This is a genomic window from Salibacterium aidingense DSM 18341, from assembly GCF_000429685.1.
Lineage (GTDB): Bacteria > Bacillota > Bacilli > Bacillales > Marinococcaceae > Salibacterium > Salibacterium aidingense.
In genome coordinates this window covers 177880-196514 of sequence record NZ_AUCI01000003.1, presented here as the reverse complement: position 1 = coordinate 196514, position 18635 = coordinate 177880, and the positions used below count along the sequence as shown (strand labels likewise).

Genomic DNA, 18635 nt, shown 5'->3' with positions numbered 1-18635 from the left:
TCCTTGTTACCTCTTTTCATGAAACAGCTTTGCCATCTCTTTTTTATCCTCTGCGTACTTATGATGGGTTTGCTGGATGAGTTCCTCGAACATCCCTTCACTGTATTGACGCAGTACTTTAAGTCCTTCCCCGGTAACACCTCCAGGCACATTGACTTTTTCCCTTAATCCCCGGAGATCATAATGACCTTCCTTTAAAAGATGCCCATAGGCAATCATCATTTTTTCAGCGAGCTTTTCCGCGTCCTCCAGAGTCACGGCCGTTTCTTCGACTGCCGCCAGAATAAACTGTTCCAGAAGATAACTAATAAAAGCCGGTCCGCAGCTGATGATGTCACTGGATATCCGCAGTGTTTGGTCTGTAATTTGTATTGGTTCGGAAAACGTAGCGAGCCATTGCTGGAATAGGTTTTTTTCTTTTTCCGACCAGTGGCTGCCAAATGTGAGAAGCAGCGGTCCTTTCCCGGTTTTATTTACGATAGTTGGAACTGTCCTGACGACACGGCGGGCCGGCAGGGTTTCCAGATCTTCCAGCAGAAGTGGACTTGTTATCGTTGCCACCACATGCTCTAACGTCAAATGTTTTTTTAAGTCGTTTAATAACGGACCATATTGATTCGGCCGGACACAAATAAAAACAGTATCCGTTTTCGCGAGTAACTCTTTCATACTGTCTGTGATGTTTACTGTGGGATAAGCAGCCTGAAAATCAGTACTTCTTTCGTTACTGCGATTATAAATGAACATTTGAGAAGGAGATACGCTGTACTGATTGAGCATAACTTCCGCCAGCATTCCCCCCATATTGCCGGTTCCTATAAAGCCGATGTTATTCAATGATTTCCCCTCCTTAGTCATCCCGTTCCTAACGTTTTCTCTCCACATCCTATGTGACAAATCGCCCATATATACTACAAATTTTGAAGGAGTGCCGCTATGCAGCGAAATACTATGATTTTTTGGATTGCAGGGAGTGCAGCCGTAATTCTTTTAGTATGGTTAGGTATCATTTATTTCTTCCAGGCAGAAAAAAATATGGAGCCCGCAGGCGGACAGGAAGCTTTTATTCAGGATTTGGAAGTGGAGGGAACCGAGAGAAAAGAAGAAAAGGGCGAAGATGCAAAAGACACCACGGAAGGAAAGGATGAAAAGCTTTTGGTTGATGTGAAAGGAGCGGTTCAAAATCCGGGAGTGTATGAACTGGAAGAAGGAGAAAGGATTATTGATGCCCTGGATGCTGCGGGCGGGATTCTAGAAAAAGGAGAGCCGCTTGGAGTTAATTTTGCTGAAAAGTTAGAGGATGAAATGGTCGTTTATGTGCCGGAAGAAGGAGAGGAAACTACTATTGCAGTGAAAGACGAAAAAGAAGACGACCTTGTGCGGATTAATTATGCAGAGGCATCCAGCCTGGAAACCCTGCCTGGAATTGGACCCGCAAAAGCAGGCGCTATCATATCGTATAGAGAAGAGAACGGTTTGTTTGAGCAGGTAGATGAGCTGCTTCAAGTTTCCGGTATTGGAGAAGCCTCCCTGGAACAAATGAAGGAGAGAATCACACTGGAGTGAATGAAAACAGTTTCAGGAATGTGAATTTTTTGATAATATTAAATGCGAACCGTTTATTACGAAAGGGGATATATTCGTGAGCGAAGAACAATGGAAGTTAGAAACTGTCGCTGTACATGGCGGACAGGAAGTTGACCCTGCAACGCAGGCACGTGCGGTACCGATTTACCAGACGACTTCGTATGGATTTAAAGATACGGATCACGCCGCCAATTTGTTTTCACTTTCTGAATTTGGAAATATTTATACAAGGATTATGAATCCTACGCAGGATGTGTTTGAAAAAAGGATGGCGGAGCTTGATGGCGGAGTGGGAGCCCTGGCTGTAGCCAGCGGAAGTTCCGCAATTCACATTGCCATTTTAAATATATGTGAAAGCGGGGATGAGATCGTAGCTTCCAGCGGCTTGTACGGCGGTACATATAATATGTTTGTTCATACATTTCCTAAGCTTGGGATAAAAGTTCATCTCGTGGATGGAACGAATCCGGAGGCCTTCGCTGAAAAAATCAATGAAAAAACGAAGGTTGTGTTTGGAGAGATGATCGGCAACCCGAACGGGGACGTCTTCGATATTAAACAGGTTGCCAAAGTAGCCCACGACCATGATCTGCCATTAATCGTGGATGCTACGGTCGTAACTCCTGCTTTATGCCGTCCGATTGATCACGGCGCGGATATTGTAGTCCATTCCGCAACCAAATTTATAGGAGGTCACGGTACGACCATTGGCGGTGTGATTGTAGACGCAGGGAAATTCAATTGGAAAAACGGCAAATTTCCCGGTCTGACCGAACCTGATCCGAGTTACCACGGCGTAGTCTATACCGAAGCTGTCGGGGAGCTTGCCTATATTATAAAGGCACGGGTGCAGCTGCTTCGGGATCTGGGGCCGGCTATTGCCCCGATGAATTCCTTTTTACTGCTGCAGGGTCTGGAAACCCTTCATCTGCGGATGGAACGTCATTGTGAAAACGCGGAAAAGGTTGTGAAATACCTGGAAGAAAGTCCGCTTGTAGACTGGGTGAACTATCCGGGCCAGTCCTCCCATCCTACCTTTGATCTAGCGGAAAAGTACCTTCCTCACGGGAAAGGAGCTATTTTAACATTCGGAATTAAAGGCGGAGCAGAAGAAGGAAAGAAATTCATCAATGCCTGCCGCCTTCATTCTCATGTAGCCAATGTCGGTGACGCGAAATCTCTTGTTATTCATCCTGCAAGTACCACTCATCAGCAGCTTAGTCTGGAGGACCAGGAAGCTGCAGGCGTAACCCCTGACCTTATTCGAATTTCGGCAGGCATTGAGCATGCGGATGATATTATCGCAGACATAGAACAGGCCCTGGAAAAAAGTCAGTAGGTAACCGATTGAATAAAAAGGGCATATGGTTTGTGATTGGAGCAGCTGCCGCAATAAGTTGGTCTTTTTCCACTGTGTCATGGACCACCTTCCTTATTGCGGCATCCTTTTTTACTTTCGCAGCTCTAAAAAAAGACAGAAAAACTTTCTTCTGTCTGCTGGGGCTGTCCGCTGTGTTTTTTATCCGCACCGAATGGGTCGAACTTACAAATATTTCTTCATTATCTGGAGAAGAACGGGAAATAAAAGGAGTTTTGCATGAAGGCCCCATCAGAGATGGAGATAAGCTCCGCTTTGATTTGAAAAAAGAGAATGGCGAAAAGATTATGGTCTCCGTAAAACTTCATGATTTTAATGAAATTATTCCGGCCTCTCGTTTATCCCCGGGAATCTCGTGTTCCGTCACTGGCAGCTTATCCCTTCCTTCTGCCGCTTCCAATTTTCACGCTTTTGATTACCGTCATTACTTAAAACAACATTATACCCACTGGGAAATGGATGTTTTCTCGGTAAATGATTTACAGTGCCGGAAAAACAGTTTCAGCCTGTATTATATGCTTAAAGAATGGAGACATGCAGGCATACAGTGGATCGATCACTCCTTCCCGGAAGAATTGAAAGGAGTGGCCGCCGCTCTTTTATTTGGAGAAAGAGCTCTCTTGGACCCAGACACAGAAAACCATTATCAGAGTCTTGGATTAATCCATTTATTGGCTGTCTCCGGACTGCACGCCGGGCTGCTTTCCGGAATGATTTATTATATGCTGCTGCGGATCGGCCTGACACGAGAAAAAGCAGAATGGGTTCTGCTTCTTCTTCTGCCTGCTTATATTGTGCTGGCTGGAGCAGCTCCTTCTGTCATCAGGGCTGTATCTGTTACGATGATTTTTATTATATGGAGAAAGACTGGGAGAAAAACCGTGGATCCTTTTTTTGTGTTGTGTCTGTTTGCTGTACTTTTATTGTTCCTGCAGCCCTATTATCTCCTCCATATTGGGTTTCAGCTTTCCTTTCTCATCAGTGCTTCCCTGCTTTTATCGAGGAATATGTTAAAAACTAACGCTTATTGGAAGGCTGCTTTTTATGTCAGTAGTATTGCCCAGCTCGCTGGTCTGCCTGTGGTCCTTTTTCATTTTTATGAGTTCTCTTTATTAAGCATCCTGCTTAACCTTTTATTTATTCCCTTTGTTTCCATTCTCGTGCTGCCTGGGGTAATCCTTTTGTTTTTTCTCTCCTTTCTTCCCCCTTTTCTATTTTCTTTTCCAGCTGCTGTATTAAGCCAAATAACAGCTCAGGCGCATAACCTTCTTCAAATAGCTGCCGGCTGGAAGATTTTTACCCTGGCGTTTGGAAAACCATCCTGGCAGATAACCGTCATGCTTTCTCTGACCATTTATTATGGGTTGTACCGTTGGGATAAATATGGATGTCACGTTAAACTTCTTCTGCCCCTTTTGTTGACAATGACCGTGATATACGCCCAGCTGCAGTACCCATACTGGGATAATAAAGGCTATGTCACCGTTCTTGATGTGGGGCAGGGAGAAAGTATTGTGATGGAACTTCCACATCGTAAAGCTGTTTATTTGATCGACGGCGGAGGGGTTTTACCATTTCCTAAAGAGGAATGGGAAAAGAGAAGGGACCCGTATGATCCGGGAGAAAAAATGGTAATGCCATTTCTAAAGGCACGGGGAATCAAAGCATTGGATAAAGTAATTGTAACTCACGGAGATATTGATCATTACGGCGGTTTATTTGCCGTGCTTGAACAAACGAACGTACAGGCTGTCTTGTATGGAAAAGGAAGCATTTTTACAGAAGAAGAGAAAAGGTTTCTCCAATTCGTAGACCATCAAAATATTCCTATTGTCTGGAGTGGAAAGGGAAATCGTTGGCAGGAAGGACAAAGCAAGTTTCAGGTTCTTCTGCCGGCGGGCGGAGAGGATCCCGGAAACGACCGTTCCATCGTTTTTAAAGCAGTGCTTGGAGGGACCGGCTGGTTGTTCACCGGAGATTTAGAAGAAGCGGGAGAGAAAAAACTTCTTGATCTTTACCCCGACGTTAAAGCTGACTTTTTAAAAGTGGGTCACCACGGCAGCCGCACTTCCTCGACCTCTGCTTTTATTCAACAGCTGCAGCCAACAGCTGCTTTCCTTTCCGCGGGTGTATGCAATCGGTTTGGGCATCCGCATCAGGAAACTCTCCAAACGTTAGAAAAAGCGGGAACGCAAGTATTTCGCACCGATGCAGGCGGCGCTGTTCAAATCGTTTTTACTGAGCAGGCCGTACAGGATATTTATCAGGCCGGGGAAAGGACGGAGCCCAACTGTGGATCCCACTAAAAAAACCTTGTCTTTTCCTGACAAGGTTTCTCCACTTTCGTTATTAAAATCCACCTGCTACATCAATGACAGTAGCAATAACCATAATAAGCGTGAAAAAAACAAAAGGCACCACGAATCCAACAACTGAATCGTTGAAATCGTTCCGTTTGCTCTGCACGTCCTTTTCAAAATGACTCACAGCCATCTCCTCCTTGCAAAAGCTCTCTCCCCATATTATAGGACAAGCAGCGATAAAAATCCATATTATTGAATAAAAACGAACAATCAAATACAAAGGATGTCATTACCGCAGCTGTAAACAGTTGTCACCCATAACCCCTTCGATCATAGGATAAAATAAAAGAGAAACCCCGAATATCGTTGATAAAAAGATGTCCTAGGCCTTTTTATCAACGTTTATTATAAATGGAAAGTGCTTCTTGGCACTTTCCTTTTCCTTCAATATATTGCGTGAATACCGAAAGGAGGCTAGGATAGAAAAAGAAACCACGGTATTGGAGTGCAGATCATGGAATACATCCAGTTGATGAAGGATATAGAACAGAATAAAATTTCTCCTTTGTATTTATTATATGGAAAAGAAGAGTATCTCATTAAAAATACCATAGAAAAAATTGTATCTGTAACGCTCGCAGAGCAGGAAAAGGATTTCAATTATTCTGTGTATGATATGAAAGATACGCCGGTTGATATTGCACTGGAAGAAGGAGAGACCCTTCCATTTTTTGGAGAGAAACGGGTGATTTTACTTAAAAACTGTTATTTTTTAACAGGGGTGAAAGAAAAAGAAAAGATAGAGCATAATCTTTCTTACCTGGAACAGTATATAGAAGATGCGCCACGGGACACTGTCATGATTATGACAGTGTCTCATGAAAAACTGGACGAGCGGAAAAAAATCGTAAAGAAGTTAAAAAAACACGGCGTTTATATGGAAGCTGGCGCGTTTGATGAGAAAAATATGGAAGCATGGCTCCAGGACTATACGGAAGCGATGTCTGTCACCATGACCGACAAGGCCAAAACAAAAGTGATGCAGCTGGCTGGAAAAGATATGATGATGCTTTCCTCAGAAATGGACAAACTGGCCATGTACACGGGCAGAGGGGGTCAAATTACGGAAGACACGGTAGAAAGATTAGTACCCCGTACGCTGGAAGACAATGTATTTGAGCTGGTGGATCATGTAGTGAACGCCCGTGCAGAAAAGGCCTTTCGGATCTATTACGACTTGATGAAACAAAATGAAGAGCCCATTAAAATTTTGGCCCTGCTGGCGAGACAGTTCCGTATTATTCTGCATGTCAGCCAGCTGAAAAAAACAGGATACTCGCGGCAGAAGATCGCGTCCCGGTTAAAAATCCACCCATATGCGGTGAAAATAGCGGAAGATCAATCTAAAACATATTCAGTAGCGACATTAACAGATGTACTGCAGGAATTAGCAGAGGCCGATTATCATGTGAAAACAGGCCGGGTCGATAAATCGCTTCAGTTGGAGTTAAGCATTGCCGCTCTCGTTCAAGCTTCTTAAACTGTAAGGGCCTGTATCTTAACCACAGCGTTTGAAAGAGATAGCAGTCTGCGTCTTAGAAGAATGGAGGAATCTGATTGAAAGTAAAAAAACGACTCTGGAAAGGAGTCGTTTTGATTACTTACTGCGCGATTTCGTTGAAACGCTGATTCATTTTTGATTTTGTTCGAGCTGCTTTATTTTTATGAATCATATTTTTATCGGCAGCTTTATCCACCTTCTTAACAGCCAGGGGCAGGAGTTCTTTTGCTCCCTCTACATCCTTGTTATCAACTTTTTTGTTAAATTCTTTAATGACGGAACGCATGGCTGATTTAAAGGCGTGCTGTTTTACCCGCTTTGATTCATTGACGATAACGCGTTTTTTCGCTTGTTTAATATTAGGCATGTGTGTCACCTCCCTTGTTTTGTTCTCTCCCTTTCTAACGATGAGAACACAAGAGGATTCTATCAAAAAACAAAATCTCGTGCAAGACGAATAAACAGCCGCCTGCGTATCATACTAAGCGGTATAATGATCCAGCCGGGAAAAATAGAAAAAATCACGGCGGAAAGCAGGTGGCAATGTGGAATTAGATCTTTCCAACTATAATGTCCGTACAGATCTGGCGATTGAAGAGAAAGAGCTGCTTGAAGAACAAGAGGTTCGTCAAACTCCCCAAAAAGATGTAAACAAAGGCATACGTGTGCATGAAAGAGAAGAAAAGGGAGTTAAAATTACGAAGGTCACGATCGATGAGACCGGGGCCGACCAGACGGGGAAAAAACCGGGTGAATATTTAACCTTTGAGGCCCAGGGCGTGCGCAAGCAGGACACCAAACTTCAACAAGCGATGGAAGAAGTACTGGCTGAAGAATTTGCTCTCTTTTTGAAAGGTCTTGGCATTCCAAAAGACGCTTCCTGTCTTGTAACTGGACTCGGGAATTGGAATGTGACCCCGGATGCTTTGGGACCAATGGTAGTAGATAAAATGGTCATTACCAGACATCTATTTAAGGAAGCCCCGGAACAGGTGGAGGAGGGATTCCGCTCTGTCAGTGCTTTTTCACCGGGTGTGATGGGACTTACAGGGGTGGAAACAAGTGAGCTTATCTCAGCAGCTATCGAGAGGACCAAACCTGATTTTGTGATTGCTGTAGACGCTCTGGCTTCAAGATCGGTAGAACGTGTGAATACAACCATTCAAATGTCCGATACCGGGATCCATCCTGGTTCGGGTGTCGGGAATAAACGCAAGGAATTAAGCAGGGATACGCTCGGTATTCCCGTGATAGCAATTGGGATCCCGACGGTAGTTGACGCTGTTTCTATTACCAGTGACACCATTGACTTCATTTTAAAACACCTCGGGAAAGAAATGAAGACGAAAGATTCAGCCGGGAAAGCATTAGCGCCCGCCGGCATGGTTTTTGGAGAAAAGAAAGAACTGAAGGAAGAAGATCTTCCCAATGAGGAAGAACGGAAAGCCATGCTTGGAATGGTGGGCGGACTGAATGATTCGGAAAAAAGACAGTTGATTCAGGAAGTGCTTGCTCCGATGGGGCATAACCTTATGGTCACACCAAAAGAAGTGGACGTGTTTATGGAAAATATGGCCAATGTTATCGCAGAAGGATTAAATGCAGCGCTCCATAAAAGCATTTCCCAAGAAAGCACCGGCACCTATACCAAATAACTCTAATACAAAAGTTGCTGAAAAAGTCCGAACGTTTCCTTTAGGTGAGAACGGAGCAGGCGAGACTCCTGCGGGAATGAGTCGAAGATACCCCGGCGGGGGACATTTATTCCTTTATTTCTACGATTTCACCTATTTTGAAGGAGGGTTCGGACATTTTTTCCGTTACTTCGCTTTTTTATCGTAAAAGAAGCGTTCTGGAGCCCGGATAACGGAACAAATGTCTGAAAAAGCTGTCACAGGCCACGTATTCGGGCATTCAGCGGAATAAATGTCCGAAGGTGCCCTGTAGAACCGTTTGTAACCTGGCGCTATGGAATATAAACAAAACGCTGAGCGGGACCCCCAACCAGCGTTTTTCTTAGTTGGTTCCATTCTCTCGTTCTATTCTATTAACTTTCCTTCATAGAGTAGAGCAGGGAGGGAATAAAATGTATAAAGACAAGACAAAAAAAACCACCATACGTACAAGCCTCCGCAGACTTATTACAGCAGGAGCCTGCGGCTATTTATTGATCATGTTCCTCATTACACTGCTGACTTCCGCAGAGGAAGGAAATGTATTTTCTTCCCGGCAGTTACATACCTGGAGTTCTCAAGTTCAAAAAGAACTTCTCGTTTCTGTGTTTCAATATGAAAATCATTATTTCGGACATTCCAGCGGGACAGACATAGAGGTGGAATCAGTCCCTGGTATGCTGTTTGAACTAGTAACCCGTTTAAATTTCCATGAACCCCGGACGCTTCTGGGAAAAGAGATCCCAGGGCTGGCATTGTTTGATGGAAATATTATTGTGGCCGGAGAGGGAACGGATTTCACAAACATGCCGATAGAATCAGCCCCTCCTATGGAAGTTTTAATGGAAGAAAGGCAAGCATCTGCTGATAGATTGGAAATAATGGAAACCCCGGAGGAAACGAAGGATACTAATGCTGATAGAGAGGTAGTAGCTCATATTGTTCATTCCCACAGCCGTGAATCATTTTATCCAGAATTGGAAGAAGGGGCGGAGAGTGCTTTCCACCCGGATGTGAATATTACCATGGTTGGGCAGAAACTCGGCGAAGAACTGGAAGAACGAGGGATTGGAACGATCGTAAATAAAACAGACGTTGAAAAACAACTTGATGAAAAGGGCTGGGATTTTACCGATTCCTATAAAGTGTCGCGGACCGTGCTTCAGGAAGCGATGGAGAATAATAACCAGCTTGAACTCTTTTTTGATCTTCACCGTGATTCACAGCCGCGGGATGTTACTACTGTCACGACAAATGGTGAAACGATGGCGCGCACGATTTTTGTGATCGGGGAAAACAATCCTCACTATGAAAAGAACCTGGAAATGGCAACAGCGCTGAATGATAAGCTCGATGAAAAATACCCGGGGTTAAGCCGCGGGGTTATAACGAAAGGCGGCGGTGGAGTTAACGGCCGCTATAATCAGGATTTATCAGAACAATCGGTCCTTATTGAAATAGGCGGTATGGAAAATAACCTGGATGAAGCATATCAAACGGCAGAAGCGCTGGCGGAAGTTATTAATGAATGGTACAACGAATCCACAGAATAGAGAAGGAGTGAAAGAATGAGAGCTATAACTACGATCAGCATGGCAGCTGTCCTGTTTTTAAGCGGAATGATGACAGGTTTTCATTATTCGCATGAACAGTGGAAGGACATGCAGACGTCTTCTTATTCCGTCGTAGAGAATGATCAAGAGGAGTCGGGTGATGATTCCGGCGGATCACAAAACGGGTTGACCGAAGATCTGATGAAGCGGCAGGATCAGATCAAAGAAAAAGGAGAAATGAACGTGTTTTCTAATATTGGAAATAGTCTTGATTTTTTTGATCCTTCCTCTTGAGCGGGTAAAAGCTGGTTATTGAAGTGAAGGCCTCCCATTGATATAATGAAAAACAGTGTTATAGTACGGTGAAATCGTTGCTTTTATGCAGCGATTTATTTTTAGCAGGAGTGATCAAAGAATGAACCAGGAAGAACGAGGTAAGAGACAGAAGAACATTCGAAACTTTTCCATCATTGCTCATATAGACCATGGGAAATCTACGCTTGCGGATCGGATTTTGGAAACCACCCATTCTCTGCCGGAAAGAGAAATGAAAGATCAGATGCTTGATGCGATGGACCTTGAGCGCGAGCGCGGTATTACCATAAAGCTGAACTCTGTCCATTTAAAGTATACCCATTCAGACGGCGAAGAGTATACCTTTCATCTTATTGACACTCCGGGCCACGTTGATTTTTCGTATGAAGTGTCCCGAAGTCTGGCAGCATGTGAAGGGGCGCTTTTGGTCGTGGACGCATCGCAGGGCATTGAAGCCCAGACTCTGGCCAACGTTTATCTTGCGGTTGATAACGATTTAGAAATTATTCCTGTTATAAATAAAGTCGATCTGCCGAGTGCAGAGCCGGAACGGATAAAACAGGAGATCGAAGATGTGATCGGCATAGATGCGTCTGATGCGGTATACGCTTCGGCCAAAAGCGGTCTTGGAACAGAAGAGATATTGGGACAAATCGTGGAAAAAATACCGGCTCCTGCCGGGAACCCAGAAAATCCACTGCAGGCTCTCATCTTTGATTCCCTTTATGATACATATAGAGGAGTAATTGCCTACATTAGGATAGTGGAAGGTACGATACGGCCGGGAGAAAAGATTAGAATGATGCAGACCGGCAAAGAATTTGAGGTCTCGGAAGTCGGGGTGTTCACTCCAAAACCGCTCGCCTGTGATGAGCTCACCGTTGGCGACGTAGGCTTTTTAATCGCTTCTATTAAAAATGTCAGCGATTCGAAAGTAGGGGATACGATCACGCACGCCGCCAGACCGGCTGAACAGCCCCTGCCTGGTTATAAGACGATGAACCCGATGGTTTTCTGCGGGATGCATCCGGTAGATTCCAATGATTACAACGCACTTCGCGATGCATTGGAGAGACTGGAACTAAACGACAGTTCCCTGCAATATGAGGCGGAAAGTTCACAGGCGCTTGGTTTTGGTTTTCGCTGCGGCTTTCTCGGTCTTCTTCATATGGAGATTATCCAGGAACGGATTGAACGGGAATACGGGATCAGTCTCATTACGACAGCTCCGAGTGTTATTTATAATGTGTATATGACGGATGGAGAAGTGATGGAGATTGATAATCCGTCGAACATGCCGGATCAGCAGAAAGTCGAATTGGTCGAAGAACCGTTCGTCCAGGCAACGATTATGGTTCCGAATGATTTTGTCGGCGCTGTCATGGAAATCTGCCAGAAAAAACGCGGTGAATTTTCAGATATGCGGTATTTGGATGAAAACCGGGTCAATATCGTTTATTACCTTCCTCTGACAGAAATCGTGTATGACTTTTTTGACCAGCTGAAATCTAATACGAAAGGGTATGCTTCGTTTGACTATGAGTTCGCAGGGTACCGGGAGTCGAACCTTGTAAAAATGGATATTTTGTTAAACGGGGAAGTTGTCGACGCGCTTTCTGTCATCGTTCATCGGGACATGGCGTATGAACGGGGCAAGTCGATTGTCGAAAAACTGAAAGATTTAATTCCGCGCCAGCAGTTTGAAGTCCCGGTGCAGGCAGCAATCGGCAACAGCATAATCGCCCGTTCTACGATTAAAGCGATGCGCAAAAATGTGCTTTCGAAATGTTACGGCGGGGATGTTTCCAGAAAACGAAAACTTCTTGAAAAACAAAAAGAAGGAAAGCGGCGGATGAAAAGTGTTGGTAAGGTAGACGTTCCTCAGGAAGCGTTTATGTCTGTGCTGCGTATGGATGATGATCAATGAGGAGGAGACAGAAAGAAGGGATGACATGACAGCTTCCTCTATTTATGTTCACATTCCTTTTTGTGAACAGATATGTTTTTATTGTGATTTCAACAAATTTTTCATTAAAAATCAGCCGGTGGATGAATACATCGAAGCATTGGGCCAAGAGATGAAATGGGCGGTGCCGCATACTATACCACTGAAAACAATTTATATAGGCGGGGGAACGCCCACTGCTTTGACTACAAAACAGCTGAAACAGGTGATAGAAGATGTAAAAGCCTGTGCCGCGGACCCATCTGCCGTAACTGAATTTACGGTGGAAGTAAATCCTGGAGAAGTGGATAGGGAAAAACTGGATATGATGAAGGCATGCGGCGTCAACCGTCTAAGTATCGGAGTACAGACCTTTCATGAAAAGCTGCTGAAACGAATAGGAAGAGCCCACTCCTCCCAGGAAGCTAAAGATACGGTCGAGCAGGCGAAGTCCGCCGGGTTTGATAATATTTCTATTGACTTGATGTTCGGTCTTCCGGAACAAACCATGGAAGATTGGCAGCATTCAATAACCGAAGCGCTGGGATTAGGAATTCAGCATATTTCTGCCTATTCCCTGAAAATTGAAGAAAAAACGATGTTTCATAATTGGTACCGCCAGGGTAAAATACATCCGCTTCCGGAGGATACAGAAGCTGCCATGTACGAAGAGCTGGAGGCAAAAGTAACAGAAGCTGGTTTTAATCCCTATGAAATTAGTAATTTTGCGGTGGACGGAAGAGAAAGTGAACATAATAAAACCTATTGGAGAAATGAAGAGTATTTTGGATTTGGAGCAGGAGCCCACGGTTATATAGATGGAATAAGATATGCCAATCTTGGGCCGCTTCCCCACTATATAAAAGCTATAGACAGCGGATCTTTCCCGTTAAGAGAAACGCACCAGGTTACCGCCAAAGAAAAGATGGAAGAAGAAATGTTTATGGGGCTGCGGATGAAAGAAGGAGTTAGCTCTAAAAGGTTTACGGGAAAATTTCAGCAATCCTATTATGATATTTTTTCAGAAGTGATTTATGAGCTTACGGAAAAGGAATTATTACATGATTCCGGCACCTCCCTCCACCTGACGGAAAAAGGCAGGCTTCTCGGCAACGAAGTGTTTGAAAAGTTCCTGCTTGTGTACGAATAATCCCCGTCATGCAAGGTCTAAACCAACAACGGTAAAAAATTCTTGTTTATTGACAAATATCATCCCTTTTGATAACTTTACAATAGATTTAGCACTCGAACATATTGAGTGCTAACAGAGGTGATGTTTTCATGCTTACAGACCGTCAATTATTTATTTTACAAGCGATAGTAGATGATTACATTCACTCAGCTGAGCCCGTCGGATCCCGCAGTCTTTCCAAACAGGACGGCATCAGCTATAGTCCGGCGACGCTACGTAATGAAATGGCGGATTTAGAGGATATGGGCTATCTGGAAAAACCGCACAGCTCTTCGGGGCGTATTCCTTCTGAACAGGGATACCGCCATTATGTGGATCATTTGCTGCTTCCTCATACACTTTCCAGGAAAGAAATCCAGAATATGAGATCGTTATTTGCCAAGAAAATGATGGAGGCAGAACAGGTAGTGAAGCAGTCTGCTACAATACTATCTGATTTAACGAGTTATGCTTCCATTGTTTTAGGACCGGAAGTGTTTGAGTCCAAACTTAAACAGGTGCAGATTATTCCATTAAATGAAAACGCGGCAGTAGCCATCCTTGTAACAGACACGGGTCACGTGGAGAATCATACCGTTTCGCTTCCGGAGTTGCTGAACAGCAGTGACCTGGAAAAAATCGCGAACATCCTGAATGACCGTCTGGAAGGGGTGCCTCTTTATCAACTGCAGAAAAAAATAATGACGGAAGTTTCCGGTTTGCTGAAGCAGCACGTAAACAGTTACCAGGATGCTCTTGCCTTTGCGGAAGAGACTCTTCAAAAAAGCAAGCAGGAAAAAGTATTTTACGGAGGCAAAACCAACTTATTATCACAGCCTGAATTTAAGGATGTTGACAAAATCCGGATGATATTTGAACTGCTCGAAGAAGATCACACCATGCATGAACTCCTGAAGCCGGACCAAAATGGTTTAATGATACGTATTGGCCAGGAGAATGCAAACGAGGCGTTCGAAGACTGCAGTATTATTTCGGCGACCTATTCGTTCAATGGAAATCCAGTAGGAACGATAGGAATTGTCGGTCCGACCAGAATGGAATACCCAAGAGTCATAGGGTTAATTGAACATTTATCCAAAGATTTATCCATTGCCTTGACAAACTTGTATACGAATCGGGGTTAGTGGTATCATCGTAAGCTGGGTATAAAACAACCCAGGAAGAGCGGGAGGTGAAGGTTATGAAGGAAAATCATACTTCCATGGAGCAGGAGGAGACCCTGGAAGAAGAAAACGAACAATCAGCCGGGACAGAAGAAAATGCGGAAGCGGACGGAGAGAATGCGGCCGAAGAAGACACTTCCATGTCCCAGGAAGAAGAAACAGAGGAAAAAACAGCAGAAGAAGCAGAAATAGAAAGATTAAAGCATGAAGCAGAGGAATGGCAGAATAAAGCTTTGCGTGCTCAGGCTGACCTTGATAATGTGCGGCGCCGGGCGAAGGAAGAAAGAGAAAAAGAGGCAAAGTACAGATCTCAGGCTGTCATTGAATCTCTGCTTCCCGTTCTGGACAATTTTGAGAGAGCCATCCACGCGGCCCCTGATAATGAAGACGCCGATTCCCTGCTGCAGGGTGTTAACATGGTTTACAGCCAGCTTTTTGAAGCACTGGAAAAGGAAGGGCTGGAAGTTGTTCAGACGGAAGGAAAAGAATTTGACCCTCATCAGCATCAAGCAGTGATGCAGGTGGAAGAAGAAGGGTTTGAATCCAATCAGATTGTGGAAGAATTACAAAAGGGATATAAGCTGAAAGATAAAGTAATCCGACCTGCAATGGTTAAAGTTAATGCATAATTATTTGACAATGTTAATGTGTATAGGAGGCTGACGAGACAATGAGCAGAATAATTGGAATTGATTTAGGTACGACAAACTCTTGTGTAGCGGTAATGGAAGGTGGAGAAGCAGAAGTTATTCCAAATCCGGAAGGTAATCGTACTACCCCATCTGTTGTCGCGTTTAAGGATGGAGAACGTCAAGTCGGGGAAGTAGCCAAACGCCAGGCTATTACGAATGAAAACACCATTCAGTCTATCAAACGGCACATGGGAACAGACCATACGGTTGAAATTGAAGGAAAAAAATACACTCCGCAGGAAATCTCAGCAATCATTCTTCAGAAGCTCAAGGACGACGCGGAAAGTTATCTTGGGGAAAAAGTAACCAACGCCGTTATTACGGTCCCTGCCTACTTTAACGATTCCCAGCGCCAGGCTACAAAAGATGCCGGTAAAATTGCCGGACTGGAAGTAGACCGTATCGTTAACGAGCCGACGGCAGCTTCTCTGGCCTATGGACTCGATAAAGAGGACGACCAGACCATTCTTGTGTATGACCTCGGCGGAGGCACCTTTGACGTATCGATCCTTGAACTTGGCGAAGGGTTCTTTGAAGTAAAATCAACTTCCGGTGATAATAAACTCGGCGGCGACGATTTTGATCAGGTAATCATAGACTATCTTGTCTCCGAATTCAAAAAAGAGAATGGTATAGATCTATCTCAGGACAATATGGCGCTTCAGCGTTTGAAAGACGCTGCCGAAAAAGCGAAAAAAGATCTTTCCGGAGTGGCTCAGACCCAAATTTCTCTGCCATTTATCACTGCAGACTCCAACGGTCCAAAACATCTGGAAATCAACCTTACCCGCGCGAAATTCGATGAACTTTCTTCTAATTTGGTTGAAAAAACAATGGGGCCGACACGCCAGGCATTAAAGGATGCGGGGATGAATGCCTCCGACGTGGATAAAGTTATTCTGGTCGGCGGTTCTACACGAATTCCTGCTGTTCAGGATGCTATTAAAAAACTAACTGGAAAAGATCCGCATAAAGGTGTCAACCCTGATGAAGTAGTAGCACTTGGTGCAGCTATCCAGGCCGGAGTTCTGGCCGGAGATGTCAAAGATGTCGTCCTGCTGGATGTTACGCCGCTGTCTCTTGGAATTGAAACAATGGGCGGTGTTACCACGAAACTAATCGAGAGAAATACGACTATTCCAACCAGCCAGTCGCAGGTTTTCTCGACAGCGGCTGATAACCAGCAGTCCGTGGATATTCATGTGCTGCAGGGTGAACGCGAAATGGCAGCGGACAATAAAACGCTCGGCCGTTTTCAGCTCACTGATATTCCACCGGCCCCGCGCGGAGTGCCTCAAATAGAAGTAACTTTTGATATTGATGCAAACGGTATTGTTAATGTTCGTGCTAAGGATCTTGGCACCAATAAAGAACAGTCGATTACGATCACCTCTTCCTCTGGTCTCTCTGAAGAAGAAATTGAACAGATGGTAAAAGACGCAGAGGAAAATGCGGAAGAGGACAAAAAACGTAAGGAAGCAGTAGAAATACGCAACGAAGCAGATCAGCTTGTGTTTACAACAGAAAAGACACTGGAAGATCTCGGAGATAATGTAGATCAATCCGAGAAGGATAAAGCAGAAGAGGCTAAGAATAAAGTGAAAGAAGCTCTCGAAGGCGATGACGTGGACGCGATTAAAACCGCAAAAGATGAATTGCAGGAAATCGTTCAGCAGCTTTCCACAAAGCTCTATGAGCAGGCGGCCCAGCAGGCGCAGCAGGCTCAGGATGAAGGAGCGGGAGCTGAAGGCAATGCAGAAGACGTAGTGGATGCGGACTACGAAGAAGTAGACGATGAAGAGAAAAATAATAAGTAAAAACCACTGCTTTTTGAAGGGGCTGTCTCCTTTTCCCGGAAGAGACGTTGTCTGATCAGGAGAGAGTCTCTTTCCCGGAAAGGGGCTGCATGGAAAAGGGAAGTAAATAAAAATCTGTCTGCATGAGGAGTTGTCCCGAAAGAAAGGTTAAGCTGAGCTTTGCTGCGGGTCAGCTCCTTTCTTTTTTTTGCACGGATAAAAGTCTGGAAGAAAAAGACCGGCACTCGCCAGGCTTGAAGAACGCAAGAAAGTAATGATAAGATAACCCTTATGGATTAGTGAACGGGAGTGGATATAACAATGAGTAAACGCGATTACTATGAAGTGCTGGGCTTAGATAAAGACGCTTCAGTCGATGATATAAAGAAAGCTTACCGGAAGCTTGCCAGAAAATATCATCCCGACGTGAACAGTGAAGAAGGCGCCGAAGAAAAATTTAAAGAAGTAAAAGAAGCATACGATACATTAAGTGATCCGCAGAAAAAATCAAACTATGACCGCTTTGGGCATGCGGATCCTAATCAAGGCTTTGGCGGTGCCGGTGGCGGTGCTGGAGATTTTGGCGGCTTCGGCGATATTTTTGACATGTTTTTCGGCGGCGGCCGCAGGGATCCTAATGCTCCGCGGCAGGGAGCCGACCTGCAGTATACAATGACATTAACTTTTAAAGAAGCGGCCTTTGGAAAAGAAACAGAAATTGAAATTCCAAGAGAAGAAGAATGCCAGACCTGTGATGGAAGCGGCGCAAAACCTGGTACCAATCCGGAAACTTGTACAAAATGCGGCGGAACAGGACAGCTTAATATCGAACAGAATACACCGTTCGGGCGTGTTGTGAACCGAAGGGCATGCGACCGCTGTCAAGGCAGCGGCCAAATGATTAAAGAAAAATGTACGACATGCGGCGGCCGCGGTACGATTAAAAGAAATAAGAAAATTAATATTACCGTTCCGGCCGGAGTCGATTACGGCCAGCAGGTCCGTGTAGCCGGAGAAGGGGAAGCCGGAGTGAATGGCGGTCCGCCGGGAGATCTGTTTGTGGTATTCAATGTGCAGTCCCATGAATTCTTTGAAAGGGACGGTGACGACGTTTACTGCGAAATGCCGTTAACCTTTGCGCAGGCTGCGCTCGGAGATGAAATTGAAGTTCCGACCCTGCGCGGAAAAGTGAAGTTGAAAATACCTGCAGGGACGCAGACCGGGACAAATTTCCGCTTAAGAGGAAAAGGTATTGCAAACGTGCACGGCCGCGGCCAGGGAGATCAGCATGTTAAAGTCCAGGTTATCACCCCGAAAAAACTGGATGAACGGCAGAAAGAACTTATCCGTGAATTCTCTGAACTCAGTGGAGATGATCAGGTGGAAGAACAGCACCAGAATTTTTTTGAAAAAGTGAAACGCGCCTTTAAGGGAGACTAAGAACCGGCCCAGGTCAAAAAAATGGAGATGGTAAGCA

The 18635-nt window shown here is 44.7% G+C and carries 16 protein-coding genes; 13 read left to right on the top strand and 3 right to left on the bottom strand.

The genetic code is table 11. The features are described from left to right. Window positions 1–6: 6 nt before the first annotated feature. Window positions 7–837, bottom strand: coding sequence for a late competence protein ComER (gene comER, locus G475_RS0105120; protein WP_051302188.1), 831 nt, complete (start codon window positions 835–837; stop codon window positions 7–9). 99 nt (window positions 838–936) lie between these two features. Here comER and G475_RS0105115 point away from each other — a divergent pair, with 99 nt between their 5' ends. From G475_RS0105115 to G475_RS24275, 3 genes are all read left to right on the top strand, one after another. After that, the gene (locus G475_RS0105115; protein WP_026700362.1) at window positions 937–1566 is read left to right on the top strand and encodes a helix-hairpin-helix domain-containing protein; all 630 of its coding nucleotides are present in this window, start codon (window positions 937–939) and stop codon (window positions 1564–1566) included. A gap of 76 nt (window positions 1567–1642) precedes the next feature. Next, window positions 1643–2926 carry a homocysteine synthase gene (locus G475_RS0105110; protein WP_026700361.1) on the top strand — a complete coding sequence of 428 codons (1284 nt, stop codon included), beginning with the start codon at window positions 1643–1645 and terminating at the stop codon, window positions 2924–2926. Between the two features lie 8 nt (window positions 2927–2934). Next, entirely contained in the window at window positions 2935–5271 is a 2337-nt protein-coding gene (locus tag G475_RS24275; RefSeq protein WP_051302186.1) for a DNA internalization-related competence protein ComEC/Rec2, read from the top strand. A 43-nt stretch (window positions 5272–5314) separates the two neighbouring features. Here G475_RS24275 and G475_RS26675 read toward each other — a convergent pair whose 3' ends face one another. Further along, window positions 5315–5458, bottom strand: a complete 144-nt coding sequence (locus G475_RS26675) for a YqzM family protein (protein WP_084414000.1) — start codon at window positions 5456–5458, stop codon at window positions 5315–5317. Between the two features lie 324 nt (window positions 5459–5782). Here G475_RS26675 and holA point away from each other — a divergent pair, with 324 nt between their 5' ends. After that, a complete protein-coding gene (gene holA / locus G475_RS0105095; protein WP_026700359.1) occupies window positions 5783–6808 on the top strand; it encodes a DNA polymerase III subunit delta in 1026 nt (341 codons plus the stop codon). Window positions 6809–6929: 121 nt separating this feature from the next. On the opposite strand, the gene rpsT is transcribed toward holA, so the two are convergent. Further along, on the bottom strand, window positions 6930–7196 hold the full coding sequence (gene rpsT / locus G475_RS0105090; protein ID WP_026700358.1) for a 30S ribosomal protein S20: 267 nt from the start codon (window positions 7194–7196) through the stop codon (window positions 6930–6932). Window positions 7197–7374: 178 nt separating this feature from the next. Here rpsT and gpr point away from each other — a divergent pair, with 178 nt between their 5' ends. The 9 genes from gpr (at window position 7375) to dnaJ (ending at window position 18598) form a co-directional block, all read left to right on the top strand. After that, entirely contained in the window at window positions 7375–8484 is a 1110-nt protein-coding gene (gene gpr / locus G475_RS0105085; protein WP_026700357.1) for a GPR endopeptidase, read from the top strand. Window positions 8485–8915: 431 nt separating this feature from the next. Then, the gene (gene spoIIP / locus G475_RS0105080; protein WP_026700356.1) at window positions 8916–10055 is read left to right on the top strand and encodes a stage II sporulation protein P; all 1140 of its coding nucleotides are present in this window, start codon (window positions 8916–8918) and stop codon (window positions 10053–10055) included. Window positions 10056–10070: 15 nt separating this feature from the next. After that, a complete protein-coding gene (locus G475_RS0105075; RefSeq protein ID WP_026700355.1) occupies window positions 10071–10349 on the top strand; it encodes a hypothetical protein in 279 nt (92 codons plus the stop codon). Between the two features lie 121 nt (window positions 10350–10470). Continuing rightward, window positions 10471–12297, top strand: coding sequence for a translation elongation factor 4 (lepA, locus tag G475_RS0105070; protein ID WP_026700354.1), 1827 nt, complete (start codon window positions 10471–10473; stop codon window positions 12295–12297). Window positions 12298–12322: 25 nt separating this feature from the next. Next, complete coding sequence (gene hemW, locus G475_RS0105065; protein WP_026700353.1) at window positions 12323–13465, top strand: radical SAM family heme chaperone HemW; 1143 nt, start codon at window positions 12323–12325, stop codon at window positions 13463–13465. A 131-nt stretch (window positions 13466–13596) separates the two neighbouring features. Then, window positions 13597–14631 (top strand): heat-inducible transcriptional repressor HrcA, encoded by a 1035-nt coding sequence (gene hrcA, locus G475_RS0105060; RefSeq protein WP_026700352.1) that lies wholly within the window; start codon window positions 13597–13599, stop codon window positions 14629–14631. Between the two features lie 77 nt (window positions 14632–14708). Further along, entirely contained in the window at window positions 14709–15299 is a 591-nt protein-coding gene (gene grpE, locus G475_RS0105055; RefSeq protein ID WP_026700351.1) for a nucleotide exchange factor GrpE, read from the top strand. 41 nt (window positions 15300–15340) lie between these two features. Continuing rightward, entirely contained in the window at window positions 15341–17179 is a 1839-nt protein-coding gene (gene dnaK / locus G475_RS0105050; protein WP_026700350.1) for a molecular chaperone DnaK, read from the top strand. A gap of 300 nt (window positions 17180–17479) precedes the next feature. Next, window positions 17480–18598: a molecular chaperone DnaJ gene (gene dnaJ / locus G475_RS0105045; RefSeq protein ID WP_026700349.1), complete on the top strand. Its 1119-nt coding sequence runs from the start codon at window positions 17480–17482 to the stop codon at window positions 18596–18598. The last annotated feature ends 37 nt before the right edge of the window (window positions 18599–18635 follow it).